The 19,777-nt window shown below is 72.8% G+C and carries 15 protein-coding genes and 1 tRNA gene; 11 read left to right on the top strand and 5 right to left on the bottom strand.

The genetic code is table 11. The features are described 5' to 3' along the window. Nucleotide 1: 1 nt before the first annotated feature. The 3 genes from ACFQRD_RS12535 to ACFQRD_RS12525 form a co-directional block, all read right to left on the bottom strand. A complete protein-coding gene (locus ACFQRD_RS12535; RefSeq protein ID WP_377804413.1) occupies nt 2-1,168 on the bottom strand; it encodes an endo-1,4-beta-xylanase in 1,167 nt (388 codons plus the stop codon). Between the two features lie 87 nt (nt 1,169-1,255). Then, a complete protein-coding gene (locus ACFQRD_RS12530; protein ID WP_377804411.1) occupies nt 1,256-3,385 on the bottom strand; it encodes a S9 family peptidase in 2,130 nt (709 codons plus the stop codon). Then, on the bottom strand, nt 3,382-6,267 hold the full coding sequence (locus ACFQRD_RS12525) for a LuxR C-terminal-related transcriptional regulator (protein ID WP_377804409.1): 2,886 nt from the start codon (nt 6,265-6,267) through the stop codon (nt 3,382-3,384). The genes ACFQRD_RS12530 and ACFQRD_RS12525 overlap by 4 nt, the downstream gene beginning before the upstream one ends. Before the next feature lie 234 nt (nt 6,268-6,501). On the opposite strand from ACFQRD_RS12525, the gene ACFQRD_RS12520 reads away from it, so the two are divergent. The 9 genes from ACFQRD_RS12520 to ACFQRD_RS12480 are packed head-to-tail and all read left to right on the top strand — an operon-like array spanning nt 6,502 to nt 15,995. Beyond that, nucleotides 6,502-7,839, top strand: a complete 1,338-nt coding sequence (locus tag ACFQRD_RS12520; RefSeq protein WP_377804407.1) for a sugar transferase — start codon at nt 6,502-6,504, stop codon at nt 7,837-7,839. After that, nucleotides 7,839-8,897: a glycosyltransferase family 4 protein gene (locus ACFQRD_RS12515; RefSeq protein WP_377804405.1), complete on the top strand. Its 1,059-nt coding sequence runs from the start codon at nt 7,839-7,841 to the stop codon at nt 8,895-8,897. Before ACFQRD_RS12520 ends, ACFQRD_RS12515 begins: the two co-directional genes overlap by 1 nt. Further along, complete coding sequence (locus ACFQRD_RS12510) at nt 8,894-9,949, top strand: hypothetical protein (protein ID WP_377804403.1); 1,056 nt, start codon at nt 8,894-8,896, stop codon at nt 9,947-9,949. The genes ACFQRD_RS12515 and ACFQRD_RS12510 overlap by 4 nt, the downstream gene beginning before the upstream one ends. Beyond that, nucleotides 9,946-11,064, top strand: coding sequence for a glycosyltransferase (locus tag ACFQRD_RS12505; protein ID WP_377804401.1), 1,119 nt, complete (start codon nt 9,946-9,948; stop codon nt 11,062-11,064). Before ACFQRD_RS12510 ends, ACFQRD_RS12505 begins: the two co-directional genes overlap by 4 nt. Then, a complete protein-coding gene (locus ACFQRD_RS12500; protein WP_377804399.1) occupies nt 11,061-11,666 on the top strand; it encodes a hypothetical protein in 606 nt (201 codons plus the stop codon). Before ACFQRD_RS12505 ends, ACFQRD_RS12500 begins: the two co-directional genes overlap by 4 nt. Then, the gene (locus ACFQRD_RS12495; RefSeq protein ID WP_377804397.1) at nt 11,663-12,850 is read left to right on the top strand and encodes a polysaccharide biosynthesis protein; all 1,188 of its coding nucleotides are present in this window, start codon (nt 11,663-11,665) and stop codon (nt 12,848-12,850) included. The genes ACFQRD_RS12500 and ACFQRD_RS12495 overlap by 4 nt, the downstream gene beginning before the upstream one ends. Before the next feature lie 18 nt (nt 12,851-12,868). Next, nucleotides 12,869-14,011 (top strand): DegT/DnrJ/EryC1/StrS family aminotransferase, encoded by a 1,143-nt coding sequence (locus ACFQRD_RS12490; protein ID WP_377804395.1) that lies wholly within the window; start codon nt 12,869-12,871, stop codon nt 14,009-14,011. Then, a complete protein-coding gene (locus ACFQRD_RS12485; protein ID WP_377792609.1) occupies nt 14,008-14,703 on the top strand; it encodes a PIG-L deacetylase family protein in 696 nt (231 codons plus the stop codon). The genes ACFQRD_RS12490 and ACFQRD_RS12485 overlap by 4 nt, the downstream gene beginning before the upstream one ends. Next, nucleotides 14,700-15,995, top strand: a complete 1,296-nt coding sequence (locus ACFQRD_RS12480) for a lipopolysaccharide biosynthesis protein (protein ID WP_377804393.1) — start codon at nt 14,700-14,702, stop codon at nt 15,993-15,995. Before ACFQRD_RS12485 ends, ACFQRD_RS12480 begins: the two co-directional genes overlap by 4 nt. Nucleotides 15,996-16,045: 50 nt before the next feature. Here ACFQRD_RS12480 and ACFQRD_RS12475 read toward each other — a convergent pair whose 3' ends face one another. After that, nucleotides 16,046-16,942: a dihydrodipicolinate synthase family protein gene (locus ACFQRD_RS12475; RefSeq protein ID WP_377804391.1), complete on the bottom strand. Its 897-nt coding sequence runs from the start codon at nt 16,940-16,942 to the stop codon at nt 16,046-16,048. A gap of 37 nt (nt 16,943-16,979) precedes the next feature. Then, nucleotides 16,980-18,590: a CehA/McbA family metallohydrolase gene (locus tag ACFQRD_RS12470; RefSeq protein WP_377804389.1), complete on the bottom strand. Its 1,611-nt coding sequence runs from the start codon at nt 18,588-18,590 to the stop codon at nt 16,980-16,982. A gap of 109 nt (nt 18,591-18,699) precedes the next feature. On the opposite strand from ACFQRD_RS12470, the gene ACFQRD_RS12465 reads away from it, so the two are divergent. Further along, nucleotides 18,700-19,527 (top strand): universal stress protein, encoded by an 828-nt coding sequence (locus ACFQRD_RS12465; RefSeq protein WP_377804387.1) that lies wholly within the window; start codon nt 18,700-18,702, stop codon nt 19,525-19,527. A 64-nt stretch (nt 19,528-19,591) separates the two neighbouring features. Continuing rightward, nucleotides 19,592-19,676 (top strand) — tRNA-Ser (locus ACFQRD_RS12460). Nucleotides 19,677-19,777: the final 101 nt, after the last annotated feature.

The raw sequence follows: 19,777 nt of genomic DNA, 5'->3' as shown, positions 1-19,777 counted from the left end.
CTCAGTCCCGCAGAGCCGGGTGGTCCGCGCGGCCGCTGGCCTCGGCGAGGGCGTCCTGGACGGCGTGATAGGCGGGCTTGCGGGTGTAGTCCTCCCACAGCACGCAGGCGGCGCCCTGGCCCTCGAAGGTCGCCGGCACCCAGGAGTAGGTGTCGACGAAGCCCCACAGGGTCAGGGAGTCGCAGCCGTCCACCGCGAGCGCGGCCTCGGTGACACGGCGGTAGTAGTCCGCCTGCTGGGCGAGCTGGGCCTCGGTGGGCTCGGCGCCGTCCGGCAGCGGCATGCGCACGTCGAGCTCGGTGACGGCGGTGTGCAGCCCGAGGTCCGCGAAGCGCTGCAGGTTCTCGGTGATGTCGCCGGGGAACCCGTACTCGATGGACAGGTGCCCCTGGGCGGAGAAGCCGTCCACGGGCACCCCGTCGGCCAGCAGGTCCGGGATCAGCGCGTAGTACGCGTCGGACTTGGCATTGATCCCGTCGACGTTGTAGTCGTTGAAGAACAGCAGGGCGCCCGGGTCGGCGGCGCGCGCCCAGCGGAACGCGTCGGCGACGATCTCGACGCCGAGTTCGCGGATCCAGATGTTGTCGCTGGTGCGCAGGTTGCCGTCGTCGTCGAAGATCTCGTTGGCCACGTCCCATTGGGAGATCCGGCCCCGGTAGCGGCCGACGACCGTGTCGATGTGCTCCTTCAGCAGCGCGCGCAGCTCGTCGGCGCTGAAGTCGCCCTCCTCGAGCCAGGCGGGGTTCTGGCTGTGCCACAGCAGGGTGTGCCCGCGCACGTCCTGGCCGTGCTCGGTGGCGAAGTCCATGATCGCGTCGGCATCGGCGAAGGCGAAGGTGTCGCGGTCCGGGCGCAGGTGGTCCCACTTCATCTGGTTCTCGGCCGAGAGCGAGGTGAACTCGGTCGCGAGGTGCTCGCGGTAGGTCTCGTCGTCGGTGAACGGCGGCGGGTACGGCTGGCTGGTGTGGTGTCCGCCGCCGGCCACGGCGGAGCCGATCTTCAGCTCTTTCCCGGCGGCGAAGGCGAGGGTGTCCTTCTTCGCGAGGCCGGGCGGGGTGCGCTTGCCCCGGTCGTCCTGCTTCGGGCCTCGGGCCTGTGCGGCGGCGGGCACCGCGGCCAGGGCCCCGGCACCCAGGGCGCCGGCGGTGAGAATCTGGCGTCGCTTCATGTCGTCTCCTTCGTCGACTGGCGAAAAGTTTCGATACGTTTTCGCCTCGCCGTGAGCGTAAGGTGACGTGCATTACGTGTCAAGAAGTCACAGCAGCCTCGTGGCCCCGAGCTGGTTGAGCAGCCAGGCCAGCTCGTCGGCCCGCTGCTCCCACTTGCGGTAGCGGCCCGACCGCCCGCCGTGCCCGGCCACCATCTCGCAGCGGAACAGGATCGGGCGCTCGGCCGGATCCGAGGTGACCGTCTCGCGCAGCCGAGCGATCCACTTCGCGGGCTCGACGAAGAAGACGCGGGTGTCGTTCAGGGAGGTGGCGGCGAAGATCGCGGGGTAGTCCACCGCGCGCACGTTCTCGTAGGGGGTGTACCCCTTCATGTACCGGTACACCTCGGCGCTGTCGACGGGGTTGCCCCATTCCTCCCACTCGCCGACCGTCAGCGGCAGCGACGGGTCCAGGATCGTGGTCAGGGTGTCGACGAACGGGACCCCCGCGATGATGGCCCGGAACCGCTCCGGGGCGAGGTTGGCGACGGCGCCCATGAGCAGGCCGCCGGCGCTGCGCCCTTCGGCGGCGAGCCGGTCCGGGGCCACCAGCCTCGTCTCGACCAGGTGCTCGGCCGCGGCGACGAAATCGCTGAAGGTGTTCTTCTTCTCCAGCAGTTTGCCGTGCTCGTACCAGGCCCGGCCCATCTCCCCGCCGCCGCGCACATGGGCGATGGCCACCACCACGCCGCGGTCCAGCAGCGAGAGCCGGGTAGGCACGAAGGAGGGGTCCACGGAGACCTCGTAGGAGCCGTAGCCGTACAGGTAGCCCGGAGCGGTCCCGTCGGCGGCGACCTCCCGCCGGGCCACCAGGGATATCGGGATCGCGGTGCCGTCGGCCGCTCGCGCCCACTCCCGCCGCTCCACGTACAGCTCCGGGTCGTAGTTCGGCACCGGGGTGCGGCGCAGGACGCTGACCTCGCCGCCGGCGACATCGACCTCGGCGATGGTGGGCGGGGTGAGCAGGCTGGTCAGCTCGTACCGCAGCGAGGTCTGGTCCCAGTTCGGGTTCGCGTCGAGCTCGACGGTGTCCAGCTCGCCCCCGTGGCTGACCTCCCGCGCGGCCTCGAGGTCGAGGGACCCGTCGGCCCGGCGGGGCAGCAGCCGCACGCTCGCGAGCCCGCCGCTGCGCAGCTCGAGCGCCGCGAAGGAGGCGAAGGCCTCGACCGCGAGCAGGCGCTCGCCCTCACCGGCGACCAGCAGATCCGTCCAGGCCGAGGGGTCCTGCAGCGATGCCTCGGCCAGGGCGAATCCCTCGGCGGTCGCGTTGTGCACGATCAGCAGACGGTCCCCGGCATGCTCGACGGTGTAGTCCACGCCGTCCCGTCGGCCACCCGCGGGCCGCGGCGCCGAGGTGGGGTCGGCCAGGTCCAGCAGCCAGGCCTCCGACGTCGTCGTCGAACCCGCCTGGATCACGAGGGTGGAGCCGTCCCGGGAGCGGTCGAAGCCGATCATGAACCGCTCGTCGCTCTCCTCGAGGACGAGCTCGTCCGTCTCCGCCGCCGCACCGAGGCGGTGGCGCCAGATCTGGTGCTGGCGCCAGGCCTCGTCCACGCGGGCGTAGAACAGCCATTGCTGATCGGCGGAGAAGGCCAGGCCGTAGCCGGCCTCGGTGACCGCCTCGTCGACGATCTCCCCAGAGCTCAGGTCCTTGATGCGGATCGTGAAGCGCTCATCGCCCGCCGTGTCCACGGCGTAGGCGAGCAGGGTGTGGTCGGGGGAGGGGGCGAGCCCGCCGAGGGAATAGAACTCCGCGCCGGCGGCCTCGGCCTGCGCATCCAGCAGCACCTGCTCGCCCTCGAGCATGGTGCCCGGTTCCACCTGCGGCATCGAGCCGGTGTCCGCCACCCGCGTGAAGGCGGGATAGTCGTTGCCGGCCGTGGTGCGGGTGATGTACCACCAGTGATCCCGGCGCACCGGGACGGACAGGTCCGTCTCCTGGGTGTGGCCGACGAACTCGCCCACCAGGGCCCCGCGCAGCCCGGCCAGGTGCGCGGTGCGCGCGTCGGCGTAGGCGTTCTCCGCCTCCAGGTGCGCGATGACCTCAGGGTTCGTCTTGTCGCGCATCCACTCGTAGGGATCGACGACGGTGTCGCCGTGGACGATCCGCTCGGTGGGGCGGCGGGGCGGGACGGGCGGCGTGGGCGGCGTGGGCAAAGTAGGCAGAGCGTCGGTCATGGACGCGAGCCTACGGCCACCTCCCTAAGTTCGCCGTGGTGCGGACCGCGCACGATGCGGCGCAGCTCGACCCGCGAGGAGAGTCGGAGCTTCGCGAGCGTGTTGCGCACGTGGTACTCGACCGTGCGCACGGAGATGTACAACGACTCGGCGATCTCCCGGTTGCTGAGGCCCTCGCCCACCATGATCGCGATCTGCTGCTCCCGCTTGGTGAGGTAGGCGAGCACCGGGGGCAGGGCGCTGCGCGTTGCAGGGCGCTCCGGCTGGTCCTCCACCGGCGCCGCCGGCACGGCGAGGCTGTTCGCCTGCGCGGTGAGCCGCTCCAGCCCGGACCGGGCGAAGGCATTCGCCGCCTGGATGGCCAGCAGCCGGGCGCGCTCCCTCGCCGCGGCGGAGGCGCCGGCGTCGGAGAAGACGTGACGGGCGGCGTCCAGTGCCGCGAAGGCGCGGTACAGGCGCAGCCCGCCGCCGGGCAGGCCGGCGAGGGAGGGGCGCAGCGGCGGCACGGCGTCGAAGTGCTCGACCGCGTCGAGGTGCCGACGGGCCGCGTCCTCCCGGTCCCCGCGCGAGGCCGCCAGCAGCGCCCGCGCGTACGAGGCGATGCCCGCGCGGGCCCGCTCGGCGTAGGGGATCGCGGGGTCCTCGATGCGGTCGATGAGGGTGGGCAGCTCGCCGGTGCGCCCCGTCGCGGCCAGGGACCGCGCGAGGATCATCGCCGGGGCCAGGCCGACCAGCCGCCAGCCGGAGACGTTCTCGTCGATCGTCTGCAGGTGCTCGGTCGCCGCCGCGTCGTCTCCCGCGCGCACGGCGTGCCAGGCCCGTGCCAGCTCCTCCACTGCGGTCAGACCGGTGGTCGTGCGCAGGGCGGAGGGCGAGCCGTCGATGCGCCGGAGGAAGCGCTGGGCGCGATCGGTCTCGCCGCGCATGCCGGCGGTGAGCGCGGCGACGGCGTAGGCGAACAGGGCGCCGGCGTCCTCGGGGGTCAGCAGGGTCCCGCCCAGGGCGTGCAGCGCCGCGTCGTGCGCTTCGTCGAGGAGCCCGGCGTCGAAGTGCATGAGCGCCAGGCACATCTGCGTGTGGATGGCGAACGCGCCCTCCGCGGACGAGGAGAACGAGGTCACCAGCAGCTCGCGGGCGGTGCCCGGGTGGCCCTGGCGGTGCAGCAGGGAGCCGATGATCCTCCTGATGGCCAGCTGCGCGGGCTCGGTGCCCGGCGTGGCGGCCAGCTCCTCGGCGATCGCGGTCATGTCGGCCGTGATGCCGGCTCGGGACGACCCGTCGCCGTCGGCGAACAGTGCCCAGCAGCGCAGGATGCCGCGCAGGCTGGCGACCTCCGCCGGCGGGGCGTCGGGCAGCTCCGCGAGCTGGTCCACGACGACGTCGAAGGCGTGCCGGCCGACGTGGAACTCCCCGAGGGATCCTGCCAGGCGCGCGGCCCAGGAGGCGGTGTGGCCGAGCAGCAGGGTGCCGTCCGTGGAGCGGGGCGCGCGCAGTGCCGCCTCGAGGTGGCGGACGCTGTCGGCGAGCGAATGGTCCTCGATGGCCAGCAGCGTCTGGATGGCGCCGCGCACCTGCGGGTCGGCGGCGGCGAGTGCCGAGGCTCCGAGCTGCCGCAGCAGAGCGGGACGGTGCGCGGAGACCGCCGCGCGGGTCGCGGCGGCCACCAGATCGGGGTCGGGGGTGAAGGAGGAGGCGGCGGCGAGCATCTCGAAGGCCACGTCGAACGAGTGGCGTTCGAGGGCCGCGTAGCCCTCCTCCGCGAGCTCGCCGACGAGCTCCGCGGTCGCCTGCGGGGACGGCGGCCTGCTCAGCAGGGCGAGACGGTGCCGCAGCCGCTCCGCGCGGGTGCCGTGCTCGGCGAGCACCGCGTGCACGACGGCCCGGCGGTTGCGCTGCGTGGCGAACCGGATCGCCCGCGCGACCATGGCGTGCACCAGCCGGACATGATCCTCGTCCACGAGGGTGACCAGCCCGGTCGCCAGCAGCGTGGGCTCGCAGAACGGCGCCAGCCCCTGCGACTCGAGCGCCTCGTCCAGGAGCGAGGACGGCAGCGTGGTGTCCGCGAAGCCCAGCAGCTCGAGGACGGCGCGGGTGGAGGGGTCGGCGTCGACGAGGATCTGCGGGACGGCGCGGTCGAACCGGCCCGCCCGCTGCGAGACGTCGGTCTCGAGGCTCCTGATCGCCAGCTCCAGATCGCGCTCGCCGGGACCGGCGGCCATCAGCCGGTCCAGCACGATGGCGACGTGCAGCGGAGAGCCGCCGGTCGCGCCGTGCAGACGCACGGCGAACTCATCGGGGACGGGCACGCCGAGCTTGTCGCCGGCGAAATGCTTGATCGCGGTCTCGTCCAGCGAGTGCAGGGTGAGGTGGCTGCCGTGCACCTCCGTCGTCGCGATGGACCTGATGCGGTCGAAGAACGGCGAGCTGCCCGTGCGGGCGGTGACGATGAAGAACGCCCGGGCCCTCTGGTAGGTCTCCGCGATGTGCCACATGGCCTCGGCCGTGGCGTCGTCGATCCACTGCACGTCCTCGATGATCAGGCAGGTCGCGATCGCCTCGCTGTTGAAGGCCTCGATCATCCGCCCGAGCGGATCGGTGGAGGTCACCGGTGCCTCGATCGACGCCACGATGCGATCGGCGACGGCGCCGGGGTACGCCGCGTCCCCGGGCATGCACGAGATGACCAGCACGCGCCAGGTCTGCTGGTGGCGCAGCTCTGCGGCGATGCGCTTGACCAGTGTGGACTTCCCGATGCCGGGAGGCCCCTCGATGGTGAGGGCCTGGGCGCTGTAACCGAGCACCCGGGTGGCGAGCTCACGGGCGCTGTCGAGGGCGAGGTCGCGCCCGTAGATCGGCGGGAGTGCGGAGTCAGCAGTGGGCATGGCAGGTCGATTCCGTTTTCTGGACACGTGACCGCATCAGCTGGACGGAGAGTACCAGGTACCCCAGTGCCCAGCACAGGGGTACCCGCCCCTCAATACCGGGTTCTCCCCGTACCCCGTACCGGGTTATGCCTCCAGCCGGTGTGATCCGGGTCCCGGCAGGCCTACGTTGCGGAAGTGCTCCGGGCCAGTCGCCGGGGCCCGCATCCCTGTCCGTGCCGAGTCGGAGGAATCGTGTCCACGATCCAATCTGCCCTGCCCTCGCACCCCGTTCTCCCCTGGCCGATCCTGACCTCCCCACTGCGGCGCCGGGGCCTGGCCGCGCTGATCGCGGCCGGGCTCACCGCCGGCATTCTGGCCGTGGTGGGCACCGAGCCCCTGGTGCTCGGCGCGGGAGCCGCGTGGTTCGTGCTGGCGCTGGCGACTCATGCCTTCGACATCCGCCGTGGTGAGCGGCACCGGTCGGCGCCGCTGCTGGTGGCGACCGCGTTCACCCTCGCCGCCCTCGCCGCCCACTCCGCCCTGTGGGGGCAGACCGTGCGCGGTGACGTGGCTGTGCTGCTGCTCGCCCTGACCCTCGCGCACTGGGCCAGCACGCCGCTGGTGCGTCTCGTCCTCGATCGTACCGTGCCGCCGCGGGCGATCATCGTCTGCCCGGCGGCGGAGATCGTCCGCCACCGCCACGGCCGCTCCCAGCGGGTGCGCGGATTCTCCGCCGAGACCCTCCAGGATCCCGGCGTCGTCGTCGCCGCCGTGCTGCACGACGTGGCCCGCGGCGGCGCCGACCGCGTCGAGCTGCTGCCGGGCATCCCGGACCGCACCGTGCAGCAGCTGGCCTGGGCGCTGCGCCGGGACGGCGTGGAGCTCCTCCTGCACCAGCCCACCGGCAGGGTGCGCAGCTCGCGCACCGAACTGCTGATGACGGCCCACGGGCCCGGCCTGCTGCTGACGCCCCCGCGGCCGGGCCTGCTCACCCGGGTGGGCAAGCGCGCCCTCGACGTGCTGGGCGCCGCGGCGCTGCTGGTGCTGCTGGGCCCGGTGCTGCTGGGAACCGCCCTGGCGGTCCGCCGTGAGGACGGCGGTCCCGCCCTCTACCGGCAGGAGCGCATCGGTCTGGACGGGAAGCCGTTCCAGATCTACAAGTTCCGCACCATGGTCCAGGATGCCGACGCGCAGCTCGAGGCCCTGCTGCGCGAGCAGAACGCCGACGGCCGCCCGCTGTTCAAGGTCTCCGCGGACCCGCGGGTGACCCGCCTGGGAGCGTTCCTGCGCCGCAGCTCGATCGACGAGCTCCCGCAGCTGCTGAACGTGCTCGAGGGCACCATGAGCCTGGTGGGTCCCCGCCCGCAGCGGCCCGCGGAGGTCGCCCTCTACGACGGCGACGCCGAGCATCGCCTCGGGGTCCGCCCCGGCATGACCGGGCTGTGGCAGGTCTCGGGACGCTCCCGGCTCAGCTGGGAGCAGGCCCGTGAGCTCGACGTCTACTACGCGCACAACTGGTCACCGCTGCTGGACCTCACGATCCTGCTGCGCACCTTCAAGGCCGTCCTGACCAGCGACGGAGCCGTGTGATGCGCATCCTGCACCTGATCCACAGCACGCATGTCGGCGGCGTCGAATCCGCGGCCGCGCACCTGCGGGAGGAGCTCGCCGACCACGAGCGGATCCAGTACCGCATCGCCGTCCTCGCCGCGGCGGACCCGGACCAGGCCGTCCTGACCGCCGACGTCGCCGGCTCCGGCCTGAACTCCCCGCTCTCCGCCCTCGCTGTGCTGCGCCAGATCCGCCGCTGGGACCCCGACGTGCTGGTCACCTCCCTGTGGCGCAGCGTGGCTGTCGGCGCCCTCGCCCGAGCACTGGGGCGCAGGCGGCCGTGGGCGATCTGGGTCCACAACTCCCGCTTCACCCAGCCCGTGGACCGGCTGGTCCATCACTGGGCCCTCCCGCGCGCCGACCTCGTGCTGTGCGACTCGATCGCCGCCCGTGACCTGCTCGCCGAGCCGATCCTGCGCCGCGCCGGCGCCCGCCACCCCGCCGTGCTCGTGCGTCCCGACGCGGCACCCCTGCCCGCCCACACCGCGGCCGCCCCCGCCCTGCGGGCACAGCTGCGCCTGGTGACCTGGGGGCGGATCGCCCCGCAGAAGCGCCTGGACGTCGCCCTCGGGATCCTGGCGCAGCTGCGCGAGCAGTCGCCCGCCGGGGCGCACCTGACCATCATCGGCCCCGACAGCGGGGGCCTGGCGGACCTGCGCGCCGAGATCATCCGGCGGCGGCTCGCCGACGCCGTCACGCTGACCGGTCCCGCCGATCGTGCCGCGATCGCCCGCGCCGCCGCCGAGGCCGACGTGTTCATCCAGACCTCCGAGTTCGAGGGCTACGCGATGGCGGCCCACGAGGCGCTCACCGCGGGGATGGTCAGTCTGCTCACGCCCGTCGGCGACCTCGCCTCCGACACCCGCGACGGCGACCACGCCCTGCACCACCACGGCGACGCCGCCCGCTCCGCCGCCCGTCTGCTCGAGCTGGCCGAGGACCCGGCCGCCTGGGCCGAGATGTCCCACCGGGCCCGCCACGTGCGCACCACCGCCATGGCCGACGAGTTCGCCGCCGCCTGCGAGGTGCTGGCATGAGAGCGATCCGTGAAGCAGGCATCGACAACCAGATCCTCGTGCTGCTGGCCGCAGCCGGCGCGCTGATGGCCTCCCTCGGGATCAGGCCGTACCTCCCCGAACACTTCCTCTGGGACGACGGCCTGCTGGAGCTGACGATCCACGGCGGCAGCCTCGTCGACGAGGCCGAGTCGTTCGAGCGCGTCGGCCATCTGTACGCGCTGGCCGGGCTCGGGGAGGCGCCGCCGCTGGCCGCGCTGCTCGGCGTGGCGCTCTATTGCAGCGGGATCCTGCTCGCCGTGGGCTGGGAGCGCACCGCCCGGCTCTCGATGCCGTCACTGCTGGTCACCATGGCCTTCTTCGTGCCGGCGCTGGCCTATCTCGCGCAGTACTCCAAGGAGCTGGTCACTCTGGGCGTCGCGATGCTCGTCGTCGTGATCCCCGACGGGCGCGGCCGGCTCAGCACGGCCATGGGCGAGCTGGCCGTGATCGGCGGAGCGCTCGCCTACGGGGCCACGCTGCGCCCGTACTGGCTGATCATCGCCGTGATGTACATCGGCTGGCGGATCCTGCTGCCGCGCACCGCCCACCCGCTGCTGCTGGTCGCCCTGCCCGCCGCCGCCTACGCGGTGCTCCAGCCCCTGTTCCAGGCGGTGCTCGGGCACGGGCTGCAGGGGGCGCGCGAGTGGTCGAACGCCGAGCGCGCCGGCGAGCAGGTGAACACCCTGATCCAGAGCGTCGCCCCGGACGCCCGAGGGGCCCTCGGCGTGCTCGCGGCACTGGCCATGCTCGCGCTGATGGTGGTGCCCGTGCAGCTGCTGGTCTCCGGGGACGCCTTCCACCTGGCCAGCGGCATCGCGATCGTCGTGGTGTGGGCGCTGGTGCTGGTGCCCGTCCTCGGCGGGCGCTTCGTCGGCGCCCGCTCCCCGCGAGCCACCCGCGCCGCCTCCCTGCTGCTCGCCTTCCTCGTGGTCCAGGCGCTGTTCGAGCCGGACTACGGCTCCGCGCTCAAGCACCTGACCCCGCTGCTCCCGCTGGTCCTCATGGTGCACCTGCATCGGGGGCGGTCATGACCTCGTCGATCCTGCACATCACCGATGCCGCCTCCTCCGGCGTGCTCGCCGCCGTGACCACCTTCGCCCGCGCCCAGAGCGCCGTGCCGGGGATCGACGTCACCCTCGCCTACGTCCCCCGCCACGATTCGCCCTCCCCGGAGCGGATCCAGGCGCTCGCCGGGGACCGCGTCACCGTGCTGCGCTGGAGCCGCAGCCCCCGCACCGCCCTGCCGGCCCTGCTGGTGCGCGCCACGGCCGAGCTCACGGCCCGACGGGACGTGCTGGTCCACCTCCACTCCTCCCGCACCGGGATGATCGGGCGGGCCGTGGCGGTGCTGACCGGGCACCGGGGCCGCACCGTCTACAGCCCCCACTGCTTCGCGTTCGACCGGAGCGACGCCGGCACCCTGCACCGTCGGGTGCTGACGGCCCTGGAGCGGGCCGGGACCCTGCTGGGCCCGCGCCTGCTGCTGGTCTCCGAGACCGAGGAGCGCCTGGCGCAGCGGGTCCTGCCCCGCGCCCGCACCGCCGTGCTGCGCAACCGGGTCGACGCGGAGCAGCTCGCCGCCCTGCCCCGGCCCGAGGCCGGGGCCGCATCCGGCGGCGACCTGCGCGTCGTCCACGTCGGCCGGATCGCCGCCCAGAAGCGGCCCCGCGAGTTCGACGCCGTCGCGCGCCGCTGGCACGAGCAGCATCCCGGAACCGTCTTCCGCTGGCTGGGGGAGGGCGAGCGCGACCTGCTGGGCCCGGACGTCGAGGTCAGCGGCTGGCTGGACCGGGACGCGCTGCTCGCCGAGCTCTCCCGGGCCGACGTCCTGCTGTTCACCAGCGCCGGTGAAGGGCTGCCGATCGCGGTGCTCGAGGCGCAGGCGCTCGGTGTCCCCGTCCTCGCCCACGACGTGACCGGCATGGCCGACGTGGTCATCGACGGCGTCACCGGGCTGCTGCGCGCGGACGCCGAGGGCCTGCTGCAGGCCCTCGGCGAGCTGGCCGCTGATCCGGCACGACGTCGGGCCCTGGGCGAGACCGCCCGGGCCCGGGTGCGTGCCTGCTTCGGCCTCACCCATCTCGCGGAGGACTCCTTCGCGGCCTATCGCCAGGTCGGCGTACCTATCGGAGAGGAATCAGCATGACGTCGGAGAGATTCTGGGAAGTGCTGCGCATCCGCTGGGCGTGGCTGCTGATCGGGCTGGTCGTCGGCCTCGTGGCCGCGGGCATCGCCCTGGCCCTGCTGCCGAGGACCTACAGCTCGGAGGCCGGGGTGCTGGTGGAGGCCGAGATGCCCGGCGGCGACGTCGCGGGCTTCAGCGCGACGGTCTTCGTCGATGAACGGCTGCCCACCTATGTCGATCTCGGTCGCGCAGATGCGGTCCACCAGGACATCCGCGAACTGCTCGGCCAGGACCTCTCCCGCGACCAGATCGAGTCGAGCGTGTCCTACGGGGCGACGCCGGGCTCGATGGTCCTGTCCATCACCGGCACCGGTGACACCGCGGCCGAGGCGCAGGACACGGCCGACGCCGCAGCGACGGCGCTGGCCACGTCCATCGAAAGCACCTCGACCGACTCTATCGAGGTCGCCGCGACCCTCGTCCAGGAGGCGACCCTGCCCACCGGTCCCGAGGACCCCGACCCCCTCATCATCCTGCCCGCCGGAGCGCTCGCCGGTCTCACCGTCCCGCTGCTCCTCGCTCTCGCCCTCACTCCCCGCCGCCAGGAAGGACTCTCGTCATGATTCTCAGACTGCTCGGCCGTGGACACGGCCCCGACTCCCTCGACCGCGACCCCGCCGCCACGAGCCCGCTGACCCCCTTCGGACTCGACATGTCCGCCCTGACCAGCCGGCTCACAGCACTGAACGGCCACACCACCATGGCGCCGGACCTCGGCCCGGTGCGCGAGCTGGTCGCCGGCAAGCGCGTGCTGGTCACCGGCGCCGGCGGCTCCATCGGATCGGAGCTGTGCCGCCAGCTGCGCGGCCTCGATCCCGCCCGGCTGTCCCTGCTGGACCGCGATGAGTCAGCGCTGCACGAGCTGCAGATGTCGATGAACGGCGCCGCCCTGCTGGACACGCCCGACACCGTCCTCGCCGACATCCGCGATCCCCGCGCCCTGGACGCGGTCTTCGCCGAGCACCGGCCCCAGCTGGTGGTCCACGCCGCCGCGCTCAAGCACCTCCCGCTGCTGCAGCGCTACCCGCGGGAGGCCTGGATGACCAACGTGCACGGGACCCGGAACGTGCTCGAGGCCGCGACCCGCCACGGGGCCGAGCGGCTGGTGAACATCTCGACCGACAAGGCCGCCAGCCCGACCAGCGTGCTGGGCCGCTCCAAGCGGGTCGCCGAGGCGCTGACCGCGCATTACGCCGAGCGCACCGGCCTGCCGTTCGTCTCGGTGCGGTTCGGCAACGTGCTGGGATCGCGCGGCTCCGTGGTGCCCACGTTCGTGGAGCAGGTGCGCCGCGGCGGCCCGCTGACCATCACCCACCCCGAGGTCTCGCGGTTCGTGATGACGATCCCGCAGGCCTCCTCGCTGGTGCTCTCCGCCGTCACCGTCGGGGCGCCGGGGGAGACCCTGGTGCTGGACATGGGCCGACCGGTGCGGATGGTGGACGTCGCCACCGCCATCGCGGAGCTCGCCGGCGTCGAGTGCGCGATCGTGTACACCGGCCTGCGGCCGGGTGAGAAGCTCCACGAGGAGCTGTTCTCCGAGTACGAGCAGCTCGATCGCACCGAGCACGACGGCATCAGCCGGGTCCGCTGCGCCTCGATCGACCCCGCCACCCTGCCCGGCGTCGAGGAGTGGTCCGATCATGTGCGCGAGTTGATGATCCCCTCGGGGTACGACCCGCTGTTCACCACGCCCGAGCCGGCTGCCGTGGCGGCCGCGGAGCCCCAGCAGATCATGGCGGTGAGCTGAATGGGCCCGCGCATCCCCGTGTCCGTCCCCACCGTCGGCCCTGCGGAGCAGAGAGCCGTCGGCGAGGCGATCGCCGGCGGCTGGATCGCTCCCGCCGGCCCGGACCTGCGACGCTTCGAAGCGGCGCTGGCCGAGCGCACCGGCCGTGCCCGCGCCGTCGCGGTCGCCTCCGGCACCGCCGCTCTCCACCTGCAGCTGCTGGCCGCCGGCGTCGGCCCCGGCGACCGGGTCATCTGCCCGACCCTCACGTTCGTCGCCACCCTCAACGCGATCTCGCAGACCGGGGCGACTCCGGTGCTCGTGGACTGTGACGACACCGGCAACCTCGAACCCGAGCTCGTCGACGCCGCCTTCGCGCACCCCGCTCGCGTCGGCGGACCGATCACCGCGGTGCTGCCGGTGGACGTGTACGGCAAGGTCGCCGATCATGACCGCCTCGGGGCGATCGCCGCCCGGCACGGTGCGCAGCTGCTGGTCGATGCCGCGGAGTCCCTCGGCGCCACCCGGGCAGGGCGTCCCGCCGGGTCGCAGGGGCGAGCGGCGGCGGTCTCCTTCAACGGCAACAAGATCATCACCGCCTCCGCCGGCGGGGCGGTCCTGACCGACGACGAGGAGCTCGCCGACCGGGTGCTGTTCCTGTCCACCCAGGCCCGGGAGGACGTCCCGCATTACCTTCATCGCGAGCACGGGTTCAACTACCGGCTCTCGAACGTGCTGGCCGCGCTGGGGATGGCGCAGCTGGGGCGGCTCGACGAGTTCCTCGCCGCGCGCCGCGCCCATCGGGAGCGCTACCGCGCGCTGTGCGAACGCGTGCCCGGGCTGCGGATCCTCGGTGGCGACGACGCCGGCGACAACTGCTGGCTCACGGCGCTCGTCCTGGACTCGGGCATCGTCGCCGGTGAGCTGGGCGACGAGCTCGGTCGCCACGGCATCGAGACCCGCCGGCTGTTCACGCCCCTGCACGTCCAGCCGCTGTGCGCCGACCCCTCCCGCTTCCCCCGCCTGGTCGACGGCACCGCCGAGCGGCTGTTCGCGACGGCCCTCGTGGTGCCCAGCTCCCCAGCGTCCTCGCCGCGGGAGATCGACGAGGTCTGCGACCGGATCGAGATGTCGCTGACCGGCAGCCGTGACCGGCGGCGGGAAGGAGCCCTGACCGCATGAACGCACCCTGCGCCCTCGTGATCGCCCCGCACCCGGATGACGAGGTGCTCGGAGCGGGCGGCACCATCGCCCGGTTGGCCGGCGACGGCTGGAGGGTGGTCGTCGTCGTGGTCTGCTCGGATCTGCCGCCGACGTACCCCGCCGGCATCGCCGAGGAGGTCGAGGCGGAGGCGCGGGAGGCACATGCGCTCCTCGGTGTCGCCGTCTCGGAGTTCCTGCACCTGCCGTCGGTCGAGCTCTCGCGCGGTGCCGTGACCACGCTGAACGGGCCGCTGCAGGCCCTGGTCGAGGAGCACCGGCCCACGCTCGCGCTGATCCCGTTCCCGGACCGGCACGTCGACCACCGCACCGTGTTCGACGCCTCGATGGTGGTCACCCGGCCCGTCGGCGCCGGCCGGGATCTGCGGACGGTCGCCATGTACGAGACCGTCTCGGAGACGTTCTGGAACGCTCCCGGGGCCGAGCCGACGTTCACCCCGTCCTGGCATGTCGACATCACCGAGACCGTCCGGACCAAGATCGACGCCTTCCGCTGCTTCGCCTCTCAGCTGCAGCCGGACCCGGGGCCGCGGTCGGCGCGGGCTCTGCAATCCTTGGCCGGCTTCCGCGGCAGCCAGGTCGGGCTGTCGTCGGCCGAATCCTTCCAGGTGGTGCGCTCCGTGAGCCCCGTCGGGCCGGTGATGGGACGGTGAACGGGCCCGACTCCCGGCGCCGTGCCGGCACGGACGCGGTGACGATCGCCCTGGGCTACCTCACGAGCTTCGCCTACCCCCTGGTCTCGCTGCCCTTCCTGGCCCGGGTGCTGGGGGTCGCCGACCTCGGCGTGGTGATGCTGCTGCTGGCAGTGCTGCAGGTCGTCATCCACGTCACCGACTTCGGATTCAGCATCAGCGCGCTGCGCCGGGCCAGCCTCGCCCGCACCGTCGCGGAGCGGTCGCAGGTGCTCATGGAGACGGTGTGGGCAAAGACCCTGATCTGGCTGGTCTGCACGGTCGTGATGATCGCGGTGACCCTCGTCGTCCCCGGGCTGCACGAGCACGCGGGCGCGATGATGCTGGGCCTGCTGCTGGTGCTCGCCGGCGCCTGGTACCCGGGCTGGATGCTGCAGGCGATGGGCCGCATGCTCACCTTCGCCCTGGTGATGTCGCTGTCGCGGATCATCGCCCTCGGCGGTCTGCTGCTGACCGTGCGCGATCCGGCGCACATGGATCTCGCCGTCGCGTGGCAGCTGGCCCCTCAGGCGCTCGCTGCGGTGATCACCTGGTGGCTGCTCGTGCGCGTGTGGGGATCGGCGCGCGTGGTGTGGGTGACCCGGCTGGGCGTGACGACGGCGCTGCGGGACTCGGCGCCGCTGTTCGTCTCCAATGCGACCGTGGTGGTCACCGCCTCGACGAGCTCGCTGGCCCTGGGCGCCTTCGCGGCGCCATCCCAGGTGGCCTTCTTCGGCGCCGCCGAGCGCTTCGGCAATGCCGTGCGCGGGGTGATGCGGGGAGTGGTCGATGCGATGCTGCCGCGTATGGCGGCGGGGAATGTGGCGGGGATGCGCCGCTTCGTGAGCCTCGGGGTCGTGGCCGCGTACGGGACGGCGGGTGCCTGCCTGGCGATCGGGGCCGGCTGGGTGATCCCCTGGTACCTCGGTGCGGACATGGTCGGGGCGATCTGGCCGACGCGCCTGGTCGGCGTCATGATCATGATCGCCGGGATCACGACGGTGCTCACGCTGCACGCCAACGCCGAGCACCGGTACGGCCTGGTCGCGCGCCTCACCGCGATCGGCGCAGTCGTCCATGTGGCGCTCTGCATCCCGGCCGTCCTATGGGCCGGCGCGGTCGGCGCGACGCTCGCACTCATCGTCACCGAGACCGTGATGGCGACTCTGTTCCTGCACGACCTGCTGCGGCGGCGGTCCGCCGGGGCGCGGGGTGCGCAGGCCGGGGCCGACGCGCATGGCCGGCGTGCTCGCCGCGTCGACCTGGGGATCTGAGCGGCGACACGCAGATCCGGGCCGGCGGAGTCAGGCAGAGGCAGGCAGAGTCAGCCGATGAGGTGCTCAGCGAGGCCGTCGACCTCGGCGAGGGCGGCGGCGACCCGGGCGTCGTCCTCGCCGTCGTGCTGGGCCATGGGGAAGCGGGCCTGGCCGACATCCACGCCGCGGGAGCGCATGGCCGATTTCAGCGCCGGGAACGTCTCGCCGCCACCGGCCAGGGCGTCGAGCATCCCCACGGCGATCGCCTGCAGGCGCCGCGCCTCGGTGAGGTCTCCGGCGCCGACGGCGCGGTACAGCTCCGTGTACAGCTTGGGGGCGAGGTTGAAGGTGGCGCCGATGGCACCGTCGGCGCCCTGTGACAGAGCCGCGACCAGCAGCTCGTCGGAACCGATGAGGATCGAGAAGTCGTCGCGGACCCGTGCGCGGATCCGAGCGAGGACCGCGAGGTCGCTCGAGGTGTACTTGAGCCCGTCCAGGACCCCTTCGGCGGCGAGGTCGCAGATCAGGTCGGCACCGAGGGTGCGGCCGGTGGAGGCCGGGATCGTGTAGCCGAGGAGGGGCAGGTTGCTGGATGCGCGCACGTCCCGGAAGTACGCGGCGAGCGAGTCGTCGCTATAGCCGTAGTAGATCGGGATGGAGGCGCTGATGGCCGTGGCGCCGCTGTCGGCGGCTCGCCGCGCGAGCTCCCGCACGGCGCGCTGGTCGGAGTGGGCGACCTGGAAGACGACCTCGCGTCCGTTCGCCACGTCCGCGACGGTCTCGAGGATCTGCAGCCGCTCCTCGACGCTGAGCAGGTAGTACTCGCCCGAGGTCCCGGTGACGAAGTACCCGTCGACGCCGGCCTCGTTGAGCCGGGTGACGAGCGACCGGGTCCGGTCGACGCTGACAGCTCCATCGTCGTCGTACGCGGTGAGCAGGGCGGGCAGGACACCGTTGATCGTCATCGCACGGAGCCTACCGGGGTACAGCGCCGTGGTCCTGTCAGAGCGCTCCGAGCCAGATCGGGTTCGTCAGCGCTGCCATCGCCCCGAAGCCCGCCGTCGGCCCCATCGTGGTGCCACCGGCGGAGCCGTCCTCGAGCGGATGGCGCACCTCGGCACGCACGAAGGCGCTGACCTCGGCGGCCGTGGTCCAGGTGATCGTGCCGCGCCCGTCCCCGGCCAGCACCGTCTGCAGCAGCTGTCCCTGATCCGTCAGCAGGCGCACCGTCCCGTCGGGCACCCCGGCGACCTCCAGCGTCACGGTGATCGTCTCGTCGCGGTCCACGTCGAGCCTGTCGCCGATGCCTGCCTCGGCCCCGCCGGCCGAGGCGAGGAGCGACAGGTCGATGTCCGCCGACTCGGCCAGCCAGGAGCGGCCGGCTCGGATGCCGGCCAGCAGCGCGTCGCGGGAGAGACCGTCGGCCAGCACCACGTTGTGGGGCGACCCGACCGAGTCGCCGGGGCTGTGAGCGTCGCTGTTGCCCATCGCCGGCAACCACGACCCCGTCCCGCCACGCTTGCCACCCTTGCCGCGCGCGGACTCGGCGAGGAGGTTCGCCCAGGTCGACACGGCGGTCTCGTCGTCCCAGCCCCAGGGGCCGGTCCATACCTCGGTGGCGTCGAGATCCTCGAGGCCGAACTTCCACTCGCACCCGATCCACGGGCAGTACAGGTGCGCCGAGACGGCGAGGGCGTCGGTCTTCTGGACCTGCTTGCGGTAGCGGTCGAACTCGTCGTCCCGGTTGCGGTAACGCCATTCGACGAGCTCCCCGGCGGGCATCCCCAGGGCGAGCCAGTGCCCGTGGCGCGTGGTGACCTCCTCACCGGTGAGGATCAGCAGGTCATCACCGGCCAGCGGGCCCCACACCCCGTGAGAGCTGGTGGTGTTGTGATCGGTGGAGACGATGAAGTCCAGTCCCGCCTCGCGGGCTGCGGTCGCGACCTGCTCGGGTGTGTACTTCCCGTCGGAGTGGACGGTGTGCAGGTGGGCGTCGCCGCGGTACCAGTCGCGCCCGCGGCCCGGGGCCTGCAGCGGCGGGTACTGCGGCTCGTCGGCCTCCTCGGCGTCGCCGTAGGTGAGGGTGACGACCACCTCGTAGTCCATGCCCTGGGGTGCCACCTGGTACGGCGCGAGCAGCACGTTCCAGGTGCCCTCGTCGATGTCCCCGGCGAGGTAGCCGGGCGTCGCCTCGGCGCGGCTGAGGAAGAACTCGGTGCGGAACCCGCCGGACCAGCCGCGGAACCCGCGTCCACCCAGCTTCGTCCCGTTCTGATCGAAGATGCCGATGTCCAGCGCATTGCCCGGCGTCCCGTCGGGCACCTCGGGGCTCGAGTAGGAGTAGGCCACGTGCAGGCGGGAGACCCCGCGCGGGACCTCGACGGGGATCTCGGCGAAATCCGGGGCGCCGATCTCGAAACGGCCGGTCAGGGTGCGGGTCTCGGTGTCGCCGGAGGCGCCCGGGTCCGCGGCCGCACGCCCGGTGAAGGACAGCGGGGCGAGGACGGCGACGGCGCCGGCCGCTGTGAGCAGCGTGCGACGGGACGGTGCGGACGGAGCGGACGGAGCGGACGGAGCGGACGGAGCGGAGGGGGCATGGGAGGAGGAGTTCATGCTCGCTGAACGTAGTCGCGGCAGGTGTCCTGGATCTGCATCGTGGGCGGCGGCTCGGTGAACGGTATCCTGGGGGCACGAGGCAGGGCCGCACGGGGAGGTGTGGACCATGGATTTCACCGCAAGCATCGTGGTCGGCTACGACGACACGACGGCGTCGGCGGGCGCCGTGCGCTGGGCCGCCGAGCTCGCCCGGGACACGCGCAGACCGCTGCGACTGGTCCACGCCTGGACGCTGCCGATGCTGGGCCACGGCATGACCGGGGTCCCGGTGATGGACCCCGCCGGCCCCCGCAACCAGGCGCTGCGCGTACTGGATGACGCCGTGGACGCGGTCAGTGACGTGACCCGCGAGATCGCCGTGAGCACCGAGCTGCTGCCCGGCAATCCCCGCGACGTGCTCGGCGAGGTCTCGGTGACCGCCGATCTGCTCGTCGTCGGCACCCGGGGTCTCGGCGCCGTGATGAGCACCCTGCTGGGCTCCGTCAGCCGCGGCATCCTCCACGACGCCGGCTGTCCGGTCGCGATCATCCGCTCCGACCAGCACCGGGCCGGTCCCGTGCTCGCCGCGGTCGACGGGTCCGAGGCGGGCCAGGAGGCCGTGGACGCGGCCTCCGACCTGGCCGCCGCCTGGGGCACGGCGCTGCGCATCGTCCATGTGCGCGCCGGGGGAGCGGCGGCCGATGCCGACGGGCTGCTCGAGGCGGCGGTGCAGCGGGCGCGCGGCCGGCACGACGGGATCACCGTGGACGCCGGACTGCTCGAGGGCCGCTCGGTGCCCGACGCGCTGCTGACCGCGGCCGCCGGGGCGCGCATCCTGGTGATGGGCCACCGCGGGGTGAGCCGAGGGCCGTTCGGCTCCACTGCCCACGCGACGCTTCTGCACGCCACCGGGAACGTCATGGTGGCCCGGCAGTGCGACGGATCCGGCACGTGACCTGACTCGCGTCAGGGGCGGCCGGGTTTGAACGGCAGATGGCGCGATGGTTAAGCTGTCCGGCGGTAGCGTGTCCGAGCGGCCGAAGGTGCATCACTCGAAATGATGTGTACGGAAACGTACCGCGGGTTCGAATCCCGCCGCTACCGCCCTTGTCCTGAGTCGCGTCATCGTTTACGAACGGTGGCGCGGCTCAGGATTTTTTTCGTGGGTTCGCTGTTGGTGGCGGCGGGGCTGCTGGGGGCGTGGC

Origin of the sequence: Brachybacterium sp. GCM10030268, from assembly GCF_042666305.1 — a bacterium.
Classification (GTDB): Bacteria; Actinomycetota; Actinomycetes; order Actinomycetales; family Dermabacteraceae; genus Brachybacterium.
This window is presented reverse-complemented; position numbering and strand designations above follow the sequence as displayed.